The organism is Chryseobacterium sp. 1B4 (assembly GCF_036631475.1).
GTDB lineage: Bacteria > Bacteroidota > Bacteroidia > Flavobacteriales > Weeksellaceae > Chryseobacterium.
This window is the reverse complement of the sequence record NZ_JAPNUF010000008.1, coordinates 405,063-420,858: the sequence shown is the minus strand read 5'-3', so window position 1 is coordinate 420,858 and position 15,796 is coordinate 405,063. Positions and strand designations below refer to the sequence as shown.

The following is a 15,796-nucleotide window of genomic DNA, read 5'->3' as shown; positions in this document are numbered from 1 at the left end:
ATTTTCAGGTTTATTTTTTACTTTCAGAAATTCTTTTCGAACTGAAATCTCCTGAATTGTTATAGAACGTGTACTCGGAAAAATCATCTTTGGCAGTCATTCCATTGGCTCCTACCAATGTAGAGCCGTCCTCCATGGTAACATATACTGTGTCTCTGGTATAAATTCTGTTTTTTTCTGATCCCAGTAAATACTCTGCATGGCAAATCTCTGTCCTTCGTTGGTTCTTATTCTTACATCGCCTTTGGCTTCATAGAATTTTTTGTATTCAAAAATACGGGCGTACTTCGCTGTAATTCTTCCCGGAACTTTAGGTTTCTTTTTATCGAAAAACTCAATATCAATTCCTTTTCTGGCTACTACATACGGGCTGTCGATCAGCTCATACTTTTCAATAATGGGTGCTTTGGCTTTTAAAGTAACAAAACCGGAGTCGCGCTGTATAATATTGGCATTATTGATAATTTGTGAAGGGAAATTCTTGCTTTGGCTGCCATTAGCTTTGGTAAGGTCCTCTTCACAGGATGTCAGTATAAAAAATATAGCACAACTAAAAAGGCATGCTATATTTTTATATGATATTTTTTCTGAAAAATTCATTTTAGTTATAAAGAGTCTTTCTGAACCATTTGTCAGCAAAATTAAAGCCGATTCTCAGGTTGATGAAATTCTGGTTGATCAGGTTGTTTTGAAGAGTTCCTCTCTTACCAACTTCCAGCCCGATTTCAAGACCGCTCATTCTTGTGATACTGCTGTTTTTGAATGGTAGCATCACACCGGCAGAAATACCGAACTTGTTAATGCTGTTTCCTTCCAGCTTAAGGCTTCCTCTTTCGTAGAATGCTCCATATCTGTAGATCACCCTTGAGAAGTAGCTTCTGAAGTTATTATAGTTAGGAAGATACCATCCTCCTGCAGAAATTCTGTAAGTATCCTGGAAATCAAAAGTTTTACCGAAATAATTGATATCTTCTCCCTTTTTATAATCTATCTGACCAGATACAAACCAATGGTTCTCACTTCCATACCCAACTCCAAGGGAAGCCTGTAACGGAAGAAGATTTTTGGATTTTGTTTCTTTTTGTTCGATAATTGTTTCTGAACCGGTCATCTTTGTAGTTTCCTGAGCATCAGAATATCTGTAGGTACTGTTGATGTACTGTGTCGTCATATTACTTGTATTCCCAAAAGTAGCAGTGGCTCCTACGGTAAACTTCTTGTCAGTACGTGTATTTAAAGTCTGGTAGCTTGTACCAAGCGTAAAATTAAAGTTTCTGATTCTGTTTTTAGTCTCATAACCATTAACATACTCCCCTACATATGTACCAAGGTTACTGTTGTAGGCACGGAATTCGTTAAGGTCATTAAGATCTCCGAAATAAAGATTAGCTTTTGCTCCTACGGATAATTCCTGATTGATCTTATAAGAAACAGCAAGCTGTGCAGTATTCAATGTTCCGCTGCCTTTGAAGCTGTTTTTGTAAAGAGGAGTCGTGTTATCACTAGCAAACTGCTCCGTTACGATGTCGTAGCTTTTGGAACTGTATGGCTGGTAAGAAATTCCCATTTTCACTTTTGAAGATAATGGAAAAGCAATCGAAATATTGGAAAGATACGTAGAATGCTTTGTAGATTTCATATCGTTATAGTTCGATTTGAAATAATTGTTTTCGTTGGTAGCTTCCAGTCTGATACTTGTAAGTTCAAAATTGGCGTTATTTGCCGGGTTGGCAAAATTGAAACTACTGGTAAAATCACTTATAAAAGCAGTAGATATACCTCCCATAGAAGTAGTTTCGATCGTATTATCATATTTCACATCTCCAATTCCATAAGCTGCATAAGGAGAGTTGCTTAGACTCTGTGCATTCAGAAAATATCCAACTGATATGAATGATACTACAAAGATTTTTTTCATTCTTTATTTTTAAAACAATGCGCAAATATCTTAAATATTAATGAATTGTAAAAATTATATGTGGTTAAAGTTTGTTAAGGGCCTTTCTTCAGAAGAAAAATGCAAATTTTCACAGATATAAATAACAATTCTTTATAAAAAAGATTACCCGGCAAGAACGGCTTACTTTATCAGGCTTATTCTGTATTTTATATTTTAAGCAGACTTAATTTTATGAATTGAAATAAGATTTTTTATCTTTGAAACATGAATTGGGAGAATATCGCCGGACAGACGAATCTGAAAAAACTTCTTAGAGAAAGCATTGCTGAAAACAGAGTGAGCCATGCCCAACTTTTGTAGGAAAGGAGGGATACGGAACGCTTCCGATGGTGCTGGCTTATGCAAGGGAAATCTTCAGCAAGGAAAATGAACATGCTGCTGCAAAGGTAGAGCATCTCAATCATCTGGATCTGCACTTCAGCTTTCCGGTTTTTACGGATAATAAAAACTCTTTAAGTAAGAATAAATTTGATGAATTCAGGGAAATGATCCTGGCTTCCCCATATGCAAGTTATGATGACTGGACTGCTTTTTGGAGTCAGAAAATAAGCAGTTATTTATTTCTGCAGATGAAATAGATGATCAGAACCAGAAATTTTCTCTGAAAAGTTTTGAAGGAGGAACCAAAATTCTTATTGTCTGGCGAGCAGATAAGATGAATGTTGCCGCTTCAAATAAATTTTTAAAATTCTTGGAAGAGCCGCCGGCAAAAACTGTGATCCTTCTTACTGCTGAAAGTACCAATGACATCCTTCCTACCATCCTTTCCAGAACACAGATTGTAGAGATCCCGAGAATTCATGATGAAGATATTGAAATGTATCTCAGACAGAACTTTTCGGTTTCAGAAGAAAAAATAAGAGAGATTGTTCATGAAGCGCAGGGAGATCTCAACGGGGCCATAAAATTGCTGAATTCGGGTGACAAATCCAATGAGTTTGAAAAGCTCTTTGTGCAATGGGTAAGAGATGCATTTATGGTAAAAAAGAAACCCGAATATCTCAGGAGCATTATTTTCTGGGCAAGAGAAATTGCCGGATGGAACAGGGAAAAACAGAAAAACTTCCTGAATTATTGTTCTGAAATATTCAGGCTGGCATTGCTTCAGAATTACCAGTCCGAAGATCTTGTGTATAAAAAGATCAATGCAAATGGTTTCAATTGGGCAGGATTTTCAAAATTTATAAGTGGTGCCAATATTGAAAGCATCCTGGAAGAAATCAATGCAGCCGACCTGCATCTGACAAGGAACGGGAACCCTAAAATTGTCTGGACGGATCTGGGAATAAAATTATCAAGATATATACATAAAAGCTCATAAATAAACTCCGGTGTCAGCCGGAGTTTTTGTTTTCAACTACAACCGGTTATCATATTGCTTGTAGTTTTCTTCTTTTTTTATCTATTATTTAATGTAAAAGTATTCAGAAAATTCAAATACTGTCATGAGAATTTTTCATTAGTATTAAATAAATATGAACTCTTTTTAAGTTGCTTTCCATCAAAAACAGCCTTTTCTTCGGTTTTAACATCTATTATAGAAACAGTCTTTTCTTTGCAATAAATTAAATCTATATTAAAAAATCAATCAATCGTTTGATTTGAATAAAAACTTATGTAAATTTGCGCCCTGAAAAATGAATACCAACATGATTTCAAAAGAAGAGAATATATTATTTGCCGCCGAGGAGCTCTTTGCTGAAAAAGGGTTCGAAGGAACCTCTACCGGAAATTGCTAAGGCTGCTAATGTAAATATCTCTATGATCTCATATTATTTTGGCTCTAAGGAAAAACTTTATGAGAAATTAGTAGAATACAGAATGAATGAAGGTCAGTTTTTTTCGAAAGATCTTTTGGGAAGAACTGATATCAACGAATGGCAGAAAATTGAAAGAGTAATAGATCAGTTTTCCAACAAAATCCGGACTCAAAAATGCTTTTACAGGATTATGCAGAGAGAGCAGCTGCATACCAAAAATCCACAGATTGTAGAATTTTTGAAGCAGACCAAAATGGGATTCCTTTCCATGTATTCACAGATATTGGAAAGCGGTCTTAAAAATGGGATTTTCACCAAAAAACCACCTATTTATCTGCTTCATTCCACCGTAAGCGGAACTTTATTTTATGCATTCAATGCAAAAGAAATGTATAAAGAATTCCTGAATGAAACAGAAGATGAGGAAGGTTTTGACGAAAAATACTATACAGAACTTAATAAACATATTAAATATTTACTAAAAGACCTTTTAGGTTATGAAGAGAATAAATAACTCAGTGATTGCATTATCACTATTCGTAGGAATAGCCCATGCAAATGCTCAGGAGAAAAAAACACTTTCTCTTGACGAAGCCGTGCAGCTGGGAATCCAGAACAGCAAGAATCTTAAGATTGATGCAGCCAAAATTGAAGAGGCTACAGCTGATCTTCTGGAAGCTAAAAACAGACAGCTACCGGAGCTGAAAGTGTCAGGAAGCTATATGTATCTTCCGATAAAACCGAATATTGATATCAAGCTTCCCGGTGTTTCAGGTGCAGGAGGTCCGGAAGTACATCAGGTGCTTTACGGAACTGCCAATCTGAGCGTTCCGATCTACAGTGGTGGAAGAATCAAATATGGTATTCAGTCGGCTAAATATCTGGTGGAAGCTTCCAAGCTGAGCACTGAGAATGATAAGATTGCTATTGCTTATAATGTAGCTCAGGCTTATAACAACTTATTTAAGGCAAACCAGTCTATTAAGGTTTTTGAAGAAAATCTTGCTGCTTCCCAGAAAAGAGATGAAACGTTCCTGAAAATGGAAAATAACGGTTTGATCGCGAGAAATGACAGATTAAAAGCCAACCTTCAGACTTCAAATATTGAGCTTCAGCTATTGGAGGCAAAAAATAATTACAATATTGCCAATATCAATATGGATCTTCTGCTAGGTCTTCCTGAAACAACAATACTTGAAGTGGATGAAAATTATATTGAAGAAGGATCGGATGTGAAGCCTGTTGATTTTTATGTTAATGAAGCCAGAGAAAACCGTAAGGATTTGCAGGCTTTGGCACAACAGAGAAAAGCAGCAGAATTTGGGACCAGGGCTGCAAAAGCAGAAAATCTTCCTTCTATAGCATTCACCGGAGGTTATGTAGCTGCTGATATTCCTAAGTTTCTTACCGTATATAATGCAATCAACGTAGGAATCGGAGTATCCTACAACTTATCCAACCTTTGGAAAGAAAATTCTTCTTTAAGACAGTCACAGGCCAGAGAAAAACAGCTTGCCGCTACCGATGAATTACTGAACGATAACATTAAGCTTGACGTCAACAGAGAATACCAGAACACAGACTATTCCAAAAGAGAATTGCTGTTTTCGAAAAATCTGCTGAGCAGGCCAATGAAAATTACAGAATTACAAAAATAAATACGACAACGGTCTTGCAACCATGACTGAATTGCTGGATGCAGACGCCGCTCAGATTGCTGCCAACGTTGGCGTAATCAATGCTAAGGCAGATGCTGCACTGGCATACAGAAAACTATTACAGACAACAGGAACTTTAACAATTAAATAATCAGATCGAAACCAAAATGGAAAATAATAATACACAGGCAGCTGAACCTAAAAGAAAAAAAGTTTAGTTTTTCCTATCATTTTAGCGGCAGTAGTAATCGGAGGAGGAATCTACGGTTACAGAGCTTATACTTACGGACAGTATCATGAAGAAACTGACGATGCCCAGATTGCTTCCAATATGGCACCGGTAATTTCTAAAATCTCCGGCTATGTAGCGGAAGTAAAAGTAAAAGACAACCAGTTTGTAAAAAAGGAGATACGTTGGTGATTTTGGATAACAGAGATCAGAAAATGGCTCTTGAACAGGCTCAGGCAGCATTATCTACAGCTAAAAGTAATATTTCCAATGCAGAAGCAGCTACAACAGCAACTTCGAAAAATATTGGTTCTTCAGAAGCGGCAGTAATCACTGCTAACGCTCAGATAGAAGCTGCAAAAGTAAATGTATGGAAAACATCACAGGACCTGAAAAGATATGCCAATCTTGTAAAAGACCATTCTATTACAGAACAGCAGTATGAGCAGGCACTGGCTGCAAAACAATCTGCAGATAAACAGCTACAGGTATTGGTTGATCAGAGAAATCAAATCGCTCAGCAAACTCATATTGCTTCTTCTCAGACGGCGGCAAGCTCTCAACAGATCAGTGTTGCAGGATCAGTGGCTAAACAGAGAGAAGTAGATGTGGAAAATGCAAGACTGAACTTGTCATATACGGTAATCCTGGCACCTGAAGACGGATATGTAGGAAAAGTACCTACACAGGCAGGACAGTATCTGCAGGCAGGGTCACAGTTGTTTGCTTTGGTGAAAAACGACCAGAAATGGGTAGTGGCCAACTTTAAGGAAACACAGGTAGACAAAATGGTAGAAGGTCAGAAAGTAAAAATTGAGATTGATGCTTTTCCTGACCAGGAATTTGAAGGGGTGGTAAGCTCATTCTCTCCGGCTACAGGAGCTACTTTCTCTATTCTTCCTCCGGATAATGCAAGTGGTAACTTCGTAAAAGTAGTTCAGAGACTTCCTGTAAAAATTGATTTTGTGAATCTTGACAAGAATATTGCAAAAAGATTAAGAACAGGAATGAACGTGAAAGCAGAAGTGGCTTTGAAATAGTATTATGTACTGACGTAAAATGTATTCATGATGAATTGAAAATCATTAATACATCCTACATTTTACATTAATACAATTATTCGAATAAAAATTATGCAAGATTCATTAGTAGAATATGGAGCGCGGAGAGTGATCATTACGATTACTGCCATCCTTTGTGCCCTTCTTGAAATTGTAGACTCCACGATTGTTAATGTTGCCTTGAATGAAATGAAGGGGAATCTTGGAGCTACGCTTTCAGAAGTGGGTTGGGTGATTACGGCTTATGCTATCGGGAACGTTATTATTGTTCCCATGACAAGCTGGCTTTCACAGCAGTTCGGACGTAGAAATTACTTTGCGGCATCCATCATCATATTTACGGTATTTTCATTTTTATGTGGAAATGCCACCAATATCTGGGAACTTGTTTTCTTCAGATTGATGCAGGGTATCGGAGGAGGAGCCTTACTGGTAACCTCACAGACGATCATTACGGAATCTTATCCGATTGAAAAGAGAAGTATGGCTCAGGCTATTTATGGTCTGGGAGTAATTATCGGTCCTACATTAGGTCCGCCGCTTGGAGGATACATCGTTGATAATTACAGCTGGCCGTATATATTTTATATCAATATACCAATCGGGATTGCAGCCACTTTAATGACACTGCAGTTCGTGAGAAGTCCGAAATATGCTGAAAAGCGTAAAGTTTCAGATGTCGACTGGATCGGTATTGGTTTACTGGCCGTAACGGTTGGTTCATTACAGTTCATTCTGGAAAGAGGGCATGAAGAAGATTGGTTTGAAAGCGGAATGATCGTAGCCTTTACAGTAGCTGCAATATTAGGATTTATATTATTCCTCTGGAGGGAACTTACCTTCAAATATCCGATTGTAGAGCTCCGGGTATTGAAAAATGGAAACTTAAGAATCGGAACGGTGATGTCGTTTGTATTAGGATTTGGGCTGTATGGGTCTACATTCATCGTTCCGCTTTATACTCAGAGTATCCTGGGCTGGACGGCGCTTCAGTCAGGAGCCTTAATGATTCCGGCGGCCTTAACGACTGCTTTCATGATGCCTATCATCGGAAGATTACTGACAAAAGGAGCAAAACAGCAGATTTTAGTTTCCCTGGGATTGTTCATCTTCTTTATCTACAGTTTCTGGGGATATAAAATCCTGACACCAGACACCAGTAAAGATGCTTTCTTCTGGATGCTGATTGTGAGGGGAGCAGGTCTGGGACTGCTGTTCATTCCTATTACATCACTGTCATTAAGTACACTGAAAGGCCAGGAGATTGGTCAGGGTGCAGCTTTTACAGGGATGATGAGACAGCTGGGAGGATCTTTCGGGATTGCAGCAATTACAACCTTTATTGCCAATGCAGGCCAGAAATACAGGAATAGCTTAATTTCCCATCTGGACGAAAACAGTTTTGATGTTCAACAAAGGCTGGCTGTCCTGAAAGCAAACTTTATTGCAAAAGGAATGACTCCTGATGCCGCAATGAATGCTGCTTACAAAATGCTGGATCTTTCCGTAACCAAACAGGCAACCGTTCTTTCCTATATGGACGTATTTCTTTATCTCGGGGTCATATTCCTGATATGTATTCCGTTTATCTTGTTCATAAAAGAAAGAAAGAGCAAAGAAAAAATAGATTTGAGTGAAGCCATGCACTAAATTTTTAAATCAAAACCTTCGGAATTTCCGAAGGTTTTTTTATGTTATTTTTTCGCGTAAAATAGTAGGAAACAATAACTTTCTGTTTTTATTTTGTTAAATAAAAAATAATATCACTTATTGGAGAGTTTATTTATTTTTTCTAGCTTTACATCGTTTTACAACTTAAAATGGCATCCCCAGAATACTAATAACTTATTATATGAATCAAATCCAGCTGCCGGAGACTTACCTGGCATTATCAGATTTCAGAAAAAATGATGTCTATCTCCCTGAAATGAATCAGGCTCAGCTTATTGCAGATTTCTTTCCCGGAACTTTTACAGAGCTTACCCAGCGCCTCTCTGATATTACAGGGGCTTTTTACGGAGGAATGCTCAAACAGATTGGAAAACTTTATGGGGCTGAAGCTATTGAACAGCTTTCCAGCACTTTTATGTACGATCTGGGATCAAGAATGACCCTGAAGAATCTTGAAGCAAAACCCAATCTGCAGCCCGGAATTCCAGCTGTTGCAAAAATATTGATGGGAGCAGTTTTTACATCCAGTCCTGAATATAATTTTGAATTTAAAGAATTAAATGACTACAAATGCGAATTGCTCATTAAAGGAGTAGACCGTTACCACAAAATCACCCATAGCCTGCAAATTGCAGGTCTGTTGAAATGGCCAGTCATCAAACCTTTTATACAGGGCATTTGCGACACTATGGGACTGGATGTTTTACTTGAAATAAAAGTACTCAGACTGGATACGGACAGCAGGTGCAGTTACCATGTCATTGTTTCTGAAAAATAGAATGAGAATGCCGGGAAATTAACAATGCATTCATGGAATATAACAGAAGCGGACTTTAGTCCGCTTTTACTATTATAAATCGAGAATCAGCTTCAGCCAAAACCTAAAACTGTACCCGCATCCCGTGCCCCGAACTCCTAATCGATCCTTCCTGTCCATTCAATCCCGCTGATATCAATCAATTTTAAGGAATGAATTTCATTTTTCTGAAGAACATCATCAATATTCAGAGCCACATCGGCCTTTGCCCCCAATGGAACTACAAGACTGTATTTCCCCGGTTTCACTTTGGCAACATAATGATTTTGAATATTCTCTTCAGGAATTCCGCCGAGTTCTCTGTGATCAAGCTCCTTTAGAATATTTCCGTTTTTGTCCAGAATATGGATGCCTATCAAGAAAGAGCCGTATACATCGGCACCTTCAGTTCTGTATACCTCAAATTTCAGGTGTGATTGATTATGGGAGATATTTGAAATTTCCAGTTTGGGCTTTACTGATTTATTATGGAGGGTTCCCCATACACCACCATGGAAATACTGATTGGTAAAAAGGGTTAGCCCGAATATGATTAACGATCCTGCCAATACGAAAACTTTAGGTTTTGAAAGGGGGAAACTTCCGGATCCCAGCCATTGAAACCATTTCTTTTGAGTGAAATTTTTATTATTCTTCATAAAATAATAATCCAGTGAATAAGCACCGCTTCCCGAGAAAAAGAACAAATCCTCCTGCGATTCCCAGAACACCTATCTGCCATTCATCAAGACAGGTCGTTCCCAGCCAGCCGGAACCCAGTAAAATTCCAAAAGCAAGGCTGAAGATACCGATACTCATCAGGCGGGTAAATAATCCGAGGATAATGAATAATCCGGCAATAGCTTCAATGATGGTGAAGATCATCATAGAGCGCTGTAATGCGTCGGGATGGGTAACCAGGTACTCAATAACAGGTTTTATTCCAAGTGCATTAGGTAAAAAATGATTGAATTTTTCCCCGATATATCCCTTGTCATCAGGAATAAGTTTGTTTTCCAGGATAAGTCTGCGCCAGAACGCTGAAAAATAAGTCCATCCGATAACCATGCGGAGGATAAAGTATATAAGCCGGCCAGGTCCGAAGACTGGCTGTTTACGGTATGTTTCATTGAAATTAATATTGTATTATAAAAAACTGATTTTTAAATTGACTTAAAAGGTTTTAAATCAGATTAAGTTTCAGTCTTTTAAACAGAATATATTTCGGAGGGCTGTTTCCTGTTGAATGCCCGGAATAGTTATTGAGAAAGATCTTCTCTTCAACGGAACTGACTGCAGCAGGAGTAAAGCCAGATAAGAATTTATTATACTGGTTTTGAATTTTGATTTTTGAAACTGATATGCCTGAAGAAGCAGATGCCACATCGCAGCTGAAAGAAAAAGAGGAGGTGGTTTTTACCTTATTCAACCCACTGATAAATTCAATATCAAAAATATCAAGAACATTCCTTTTAACAGAGCACGGAGACAATGAAAACACCAATATAAGCATCGTAACGACAGCTTTGTAAGTTTTCATATGGAATCCTGAATGGTGCATGATTACAAAACTACACTTTATTTCAATGTAAGCTTAATAAATTCCAGAAAATGATCCTGCTGATCTACAAATAAATAATGGGAGCAGTTATCAATCAGTTTAAAGTTTTTCTTTCCGACAATATTTTTAAGATCATCAAGTTGTTTTTCTGAAAATATACCGTCATTCTTACCATACACTGCAAAAGAGGAATTCCTTTTTTTGGATATTTTTTAAAACTGTGGTATTATCAAGATTATTCAAAGGTTCATTCTGATAAAATGTCAGAGGAGAGTTGGGGTTTCTTATATTGTTTTTATAAAATTCTCCTGCCTGGTATTCCTTTCTCAGCATTTCACTTTCAGGAGTAGGGTTGGGCATGTCAAAAAAGCCAAGTTTTCCAGCCATTTCATAGCATCTTTTTCTGTAAACTGCGGAATTTTTATCCAGATTTTCTATTGCTGAAATCTCTTTTAGCTGCACGGAATCATTTTTGAAATGTTCTTTTGCCTTTTTAAGAATATGGTCATAGGTTTCCTGCTGGGTAAATAAAGCTCCTGCAAGGGTCAGCGACTTTACCTTTTCAGGAAATTGTGCCGTAAACAAGGTTCCGATAATACCGCCGAAACTGTGGGCAATAATATTGGCTTTTGTGATATTGTATGCGGAATAAATACCTTTTAAATCCTCAAAACTTTCTTTAAATGTCATGGTTGCACTTTTATCTTTTGAACGTCCTTCACCACGCCTGTCATAGACAATGACATAAAATCCTTTGTCGGCAAGTTTTTGCGCTGTAGTACCTTCAAATAAAGTGGCATTTCCACCCGGTCCGCCATGGATAAAAATGACAGGAGGGTTTTTAGGTTCCCCATAAGCCTTAGAATATAAATTCTGTGCTTTAAAGAACATTGAGCCTATCATAAAAAGAAGGGAAAACAGTACTTTCATATTGGATATTTTGACTCTTCTAAACTACTAAATTTCTCCGGACGGAAATTTATAAAACTGTTTTAATAACTGTTAAATTTAAAAAGTAAAACACTACTGACGGACAGTTGTCACAATCCCGCTTTATCTTTACAGTCTGAAAATTTTACAAAATAGAAAATATATTGAAATGAGTTATTGTTTGGCAATAGAAGGGATGCAGCCCGAAAGCAGAAAAGAGCTGCACAAGAATTATCATGACAACTATTACGGGTTTCCTATTCATAATGATAATGAATTGTTCGGAAGACTGATCCTTGAAATCAATCAGGCTGGATTAAGCTGGGAAACTGTTCTGAAAAAAGAAGAAAGCTTCAGAAAAGCCTATGACAATTTTGATATTCAGAAAATAGCGGCTTATACGGAAGAAGACCGGGAAAGACTGCTGAGCGATCCGGGAATTATCAGGAATAAGCTAAAAGTAAATGCTGCGATTGAAAATGCAAAAACAATCATTGAATTACAAAAGGAATTCGGTTCTTTCGAAAAATGGCTGGAGCATCATCATCCCAGAACATTGCAGGAATGGATGAAACTGTTCAAAAAACATTTAAGTTTACAGGCGGGGAAATTGTAAATGAATTTCTGATGAGCACCGGATATCTGAAAGGAGCGCATCATGAAAGCTGTCCCGTTCACTCAAAAGTATTGGCGCAAAAACCTTTGTGGAAGAAGACTGAGGGAAAGTAGAATACGGATTATTCTTCAATTAACAGGCCCGGACTCCTACGGAATGACAAATAGAACTGTTTGACATTATGCACAAACGATGTCATTCTGTAGGAATCTCAATTCTTTATTCTGACAGAAAGACTCAAAATAAAGGAGATTATTTAAAGTGATGAAATTTATTTCATCCCTCTTACCGAAACATCCGGTTTTTCACCTTGCGGCACAATGAAAATAGCATTATCGCTGATGGTATCGCCAGGATCAAAATAATAACTTCCCGTTACAGGAATAGTACTTGTAATGAATTTCCCGGATTTATCATAAGCAGAATAGGTAACATTAATCATTTGAGCCTTCATTTTTAATTCTATTTTTTTAGAAGTCAGCCTGGCTCCGGTTGCATTAATGCAGTCCAGTTCTACAAGGCCAAGGTTGCTTACAATTTGGGGAAAGCAGATAATCTTATGTTATATGCCGTATCCGAAGTATTTTTAACCGATGCTGAAACTTTATAGCGGTCATAGGATTTTCCACCGGATTCTACACTTTCTTTATTGAGAATATTAAAGGTAACAGCCATACCATTGATTTCAATTGTTTGGCCATCAGAAATTTTTTGTGCATTCAGAAGGTTTCCTAAAAAAGTGAATGCTGTAAAAGAGAGAAAAAAAGCAATGTTTTTCATAAATATAATTTTGAAATTTAATGTGAATTAAATTTACGAAAAATAATACGATGAAAATCCTTTAACCAAAACCTTTTTATTTGTTTTCCATAATCTGTTTATGTTCGTTACCCCATTTCTCAAACTCAAGAATGATGGGCTTCAGTTTATAACCGATTTCTGTAAGCTCATATTCTACCCGTGGCGGAACTTCGGCATACACTGTTCTTGTAATGATTTTATCCTCTTCCAGTCTGCGGAGCTGAAGCGTAAGCATCCGCTCGGTAATGTTCCGGAGCTTTTTCTAAGTTCCCCGAATCTCATTTTCCCATTGATCAGATAACAGCAGATTGCCAAAGCCCATTGTCCTCCGATAATATTGGAAGCATAAATTTCCGGGCACTCATCAGCAAGCGCTTTTTTATTGGCATAATTGGTTGAGGTTTCCTTTATTTTAGTCATTACTTACATTTTTTATAGTACCATACAATAGGTTGCTAATGTACGAAATGTAAGGAACGTGTTGTAATTTTGCAACAGAAATTTAAACATAATGAAGACCTTAGTAATTGTGACGCATCCTGATATTGAAAAATCAGTGATCAATAAAAAATGGATTGATGAATTGAAGAAATACCCTGAAAAATATACGGTTCATCAGCTGTATGAGGTTTATCCTGACGGGAAAATTGATGTAGCTCAGGAACAGAAGCTGATGGAATCTTATGATAAAATCGTATTTCAGTTCCCTTTTTACTGGTTCAGCAGCCCGCCGCTTTTAAAACAATGGCTGGATGAAGTGGTTTTGTATGGCTGGGCCTATGGAAGCAACAGCGGTTTCAGGCTGGCCGGAAAGAAAATGTCACTGGCTGTTACCGCAGGAATAGATGAAGAAGGGTACAGCGCATCCGGAGAATATAAATATACGATGAAAGAGCTTTTCCGGCCTTATGAACTGACTTTTGATTATATAAAGGCAGATTACAGAGAACCATTCGTTTATTATGGAATTGAAAGAAATTCTTCCGATGAATGGATCAACAGAAGTGTTCCGATGTATCTGGAATTTCTGGATAATTTATAATAATATGGAAAGTAAGCTGAACTTGAATTAAAATGAGTTCAGCTTACTTTTGTATGTATTCAAAAAATACAGAGAATAATACTTAAAACCCTTATCCTACCGTAGGAGTATCCTCTTCTTTCAGTATTTTTTTATCCTTCATGGTGAGCATCATTCTTTCATATTTGTACTTTTCCCAATCAAAGCTGTTGAGAAAATCGAGGGCAGCCTGAAATCCTCTGTTGAACAGTTCTTCCTTTTCCTCTCTTTTCATAAAGAAATTCAGCCAGCTGCTGGTCCCACAGTTAACGGTCTGTATGCTGTACAGTTTATAAAAGGTGTGTTTGGTAAGAAATGTTTTATCATTAAATCCTTTCAAGGTGCTGATGATATTTCCGGCGTAGCTGAATGGTGTTTTAAGGATTTCTTCACTGGTTTTCCCTTTTTCCGAAAGGATAGCAGAATCACTTGTGAGCTGCACTCCAAAAAGGGGCATTCTCGGATAAAAAACTTCATCCGCATGAAACAGATCAATAGGGAAGTTGGAAATACTGCCCCCATCAATAAAAACTCCTGCAGGGTTGATATCTTCAGGCTTGGTATTCATCCAGTATCTCCAGGCATATTTTACAGAATCATCATTTTTATTGATTGGTTTCTGAAAAGGCTCAAAGAAAAAAGGAACAGCCATAGAAGCCCGTACAAATTCTGCCGGACTGATGTGCTTCAGTTCCTCTTCAGACCAGTAAAGATTAGCCATCGTGGGAAGTTCTACCTTAATTTTTGCATTGATATCGGTGGTGATGACAACATATTCGGATTTGAGAAGGTAAAACGGGTTATTTTTATAATAATCATTATTCACAGAGCTCTCGTAGAAAATCCGGTATCGTGTCTGGTCAATATGTTCCTGATTTTTGGTTTTAATCTTTTCGATGCTTTGTAAAGCCATCTGATAATATTCCTGTCCGTTTCCATACCGGTAATTGAGGTTGAGTTCTCTTTCTTTCTGAATAAATTTTTTATTGAGATGAGCAACCGTTTTGATCCCGAACTGATCCAGCGCATACTGCATTGTGTTCTGAAAAGTATTTCCGGGATTCAGTCCGCTGTTTTCTTTTCTGAAATTGTTGTAAAGCTTCCTGATACAGAAAAATAAAATGACGGCTGGTATCAGCGGAATCAGGAACATCAGTTTCGCATTCAGAATCGTTGTTGAAGGTGCCAGAAAAGGAATGCTGATCAGAATAATAAAAAGGATAGCGGCAATAACAGCATTGATTTTAAAAATCTTTGTTGTTCAGCATCGCATGAAGGGTGGTTTTTACGTACGTCTTCCCATCCATGAAATCTGAAAAATCCCAGCTGAAAAGGATATCCTTGATCAGCTCACTTTTAGATTCCTCTTTGGTCTTACAGGCTGCAATAAGCATCGTATTAATGGCGCCGGCACTTGTTCCTGCTACTTTCAGAAAACGGATGCCGAATATCTCCAGCCCGTAAAGATAACCTACCAATGCACTTCCCCAGACACCACCACCTTCCTGAACAAATTCCACATACTGATTACCTGATTGATCCAGAAGGTCAGAAAATTCTTTGCCGGAGATATTCTGATGTAAAGCCATCAGCTTTTCTTTGGATGCCTGCGAAAGGGACGGATCTTCCAGGATTTTGTTGAGGTTTTCAGCGGTCATGGTATTTTTGTTTTGTTGGTATGATGGTTAGAGAC

The 15,796-nt window shown here is 37.6% G+C and carries 15 protein-coding genes and 5 pseudogenes; 9 read left to right on the top strand and 11 right to left on the bottom strand.

The genetic code is table 11. The annotated features are described in order from the left end of the window. Positions 1–10: 10 nt before the first annotated feature. Both lptC and bamG read right to left on the bottom strand, forming a co-directional pair. Positions 11–600, bottom strand: a pseudogene (gene lptC, locus OWR28_RS18260) (LPS export ABC transporter periplasmic protein LptC). 1 nt (position 601) lies between these two features. Then, a complete protein-coding gene (bamG, locus tag OWR28_RS18255; RefSeq protein WP_332387913.1) occupies positions 602–1,918 on the bottom strand; it encodes a BamG family beta-barrel-assembly machinery protein in 1,317 nt (438 codons plus the stop codon). A gap of 246 nt (positions 1,919–2,164) precedes the next feature. Here bamG and OWR28_RS18250 point away from each other — a divergent pair. The 7 genes and pseudogenes from OWR28_RS18250 to OWR28_RS18220 all read left to right on the top strand — a co-directional run bounded on the left by OWR28_RS18250 (position 2,165) and on the right by OWR28_RS18220 (position 9,117). After that, positions 2,165–3,281 (top strand): annotated as a pseudogene (locus OWR28_RS18250) (DNA polymerase III subunit). A 356-nt stretch (positions 3,282–3,637) separates the two neighbouring features. Further along, positions 3,638–4,234: a TetR/AcrR family transcriptional regulator gene (locus OWR28_RS18245; RefSeq protein ID WP_332387912.1), complete on the top strand. Its 597-nt coding sequence runs from the start codon at positions 3,638–3,640 to the stop codon at positions 4,232–4,234. After that, a complete protein-coding gene (locus tag OWR28_RS18240; RefSeq protein ID WP_332387911.1) occupies positions 4,218–5,378 on the top strand; it encodes a TolC family protein in 1,161 nt (386 codons plus the stop codon). Before OWR28_RS18245 ends, OWR28_RS18240 begins: the two co-directional genes overlap by 17 nt. A gap of 22 nt (positions 5,379–5,400) precedes the next feature. Continuing rightward, complete coding sequence (locus OWR28_RS18235; RefSeq protein ID WP_332387910.1) at positions 5,401–5,529, top strand: hypothetical protein; 129 nt, start codon at positions 5,401–5,403, stop codon at positions 5,527–5,529. Positions 5,530–5,795: 266 nt separating this feature from the next. Further along, positions 5,796–6,647: an HlyD family secretion protein gene (locus OWR28_RS18230; protein ID WP_332388064.1), complete on the top strand. Its 852-nt coding sequence runs from the start codon at positions 5,796–5,798 to the stop codon at positions 6,645–6,647. Positions 6,648–6,740: 93 nt separating this feature from the next. Further along, positions 6,741–8,318 (top strand): DHA2 family efflux MFS transporter permease subunit, encoded by a 1,578-nt coding sequence (locus OWR28_RS18225; protein WP_332387909.1) that lies wholly within the window; start codon positions 6,741–6,743, stop codon positions 8,316–8,318. 202 nt (positions 8,319–8,520) lie between these two features. Then, positions 8,521–9,117, top strand: a complete 597-nt coding sequence (locus OWR28_RS18220) for a hypothetical protein (RefSeq protein WP_332387908.1) — start codon at positions 8,521–8,523, stop codon at positions 9,115–9,117. Positions 9,118–9,254: 137 nt separating this feature from the next. Here OWR28_RS18220 and OWR28_RS18215 read toward each other — a convergent pair. The 4 genes and pseudogenes from OWR28_RS18215 to OWR28_RS18200 all read right to left on the bottom strand — a co-directional run bounded on the left by OWR28_RS18215 (position 9,255) and on the right by OWR28_RS18200 (position 11,626). After that, a pseudogene (locus tag OWR28_RS18215) lies at positions 9,255–10,265 on the bottom strand (TQO small subunit DoxD). Positions 10,266–10,318: 53 nt separating this feature from the next. After that, positions 10,319–10,675, bottom strand: a complete 357-nt coding sequence (locus OWR28_RS18210; RefSeq protein WP_332387907.1) for a hypothetical protein — start codon at positions 10,673–10,675, stop codon at positions 10,319–10,321. Between the two features lie 38 nt (positions 10,676–10,713). After that, positions 10,714–10,875, bottom strand: coding sequence for a hypothetical protein (locus tag OWR28_RS18205; RefSeq protein ID WP_332387906.1), 162 nt, complete (start codon positions 10,873–10,875; stop codon positions 10,714–10,716). After that, on the bottom strand, positions 10,865–11,626 hold the full coding sequence (locus tag OWR28_RS18200) for an alpha/beta fold hydrolase (protein ID WP_332387904.1): 762 nt from the start codon (positions 11,624–11,626) through the stop codon (positions 10,865–10,867). The genes OWR28_RS18205 and OWR28_RS18200 overlap by 11 nt, the downstream gene beginning before the upstream one ends. Positions 11,627–11,795: 169 nt before the next feature. Here OWR28_RS18200 and OWR28_RS18195 point away from each other — a divergent pair. Continuing rightward, a pseudogene (locus tag OWR28_RS18195) lies at positions 11,796–12,355 on the top strand (DNA-3-methyladenine glycosylase I). Positions 12,356–12,513: 158 nt separating this feature from the next. Here OWR28_RS18195 and OWR28_RS18190 read toward each other — a convergent pair. The 3 genes and pseudogenes from OWR28_RS18190 to OWR28_RS18180 form a co-directional block, all read right to left on the bottom strand. After that, positions 12,514–12,696 carry a hypothetical protein gene (locus OWR28_RS18190; RefSeq protein WP_332387903.1) on the bottom strand — a complete coding sequence of 61 codons (183 nt, stop codon included), beginning with the start codon at positions 12,694–12,696 and terminating at the stop codon, positions 12,514–12,516. Positions 12,697–12,773: 77 nt separating this feature from the next. Next, positions 12,774–13,022, bottom strand: coding sequence for a hypothetical protein (locus tag OWR28_RS18185; RefSeq protein ID WP_332387902.1), 249 nt, complete (start codon positions 13,020–13,022; stop codon positions 12,774–12,776). 76 nt (positions 13,023–13,098) lie between these two features. Then, positions 13,099–13,463, bottom strand: a pseudogene (locus OWR28_RS18180) (winged helix-turn-helix transcriptional regulator). 91 nt (positions 13,464–13,554) lie between these two features. On the opposite strand from OWR28_RS18180, the gene OWR28_RS18175 reads away from it, so the two are divergent. Next, positions 13,555–14,085 carry an NAD(P)H-dependent oxidoreductase gene (locus tag OWR28_RS18175; RefSeq protein ID WP_332387901.1) on the top strand — a complete coding sequence of 177 codons (531 nt, stop codon included), beginning with the start codon at positions 13,555–13,557 and terminating at the stop codon, positions 14,083–14,085. A 91-nt stretch (positions 14,086–14,176) separates the two neighbouring features. On the opposite strand, the gene OWR28_RS18170 is transcribed toward OWR28_RS18175, so the two are convergent. Further along, complete coding sequence (locus OWR28_RS18170; RefSeq protein ID WP_332387899.1) at positions 14,177–15,256, bottom strand: hypothetical protein; 1,080 nt, start codon at positions 15,254–15,256, stop codon at positions 14,177–14,179. A 91-nt stretch (positions 15,257–15,347) separates the two neighbouring features. Next, positions 15,348–15,761: a patatin-like phospholipase family protein gene (locus tag OWR28_RS18165; RefSeq protein ID WP_332387897.1), complete on the bottom strand. Its 414-nt coding sequence runs from the start codon at positions 15,759–15,761 to the stop codon at positions 15,348–15,350. Positions 15,762–15,796 lie beyond the last annotated feature (35 nt).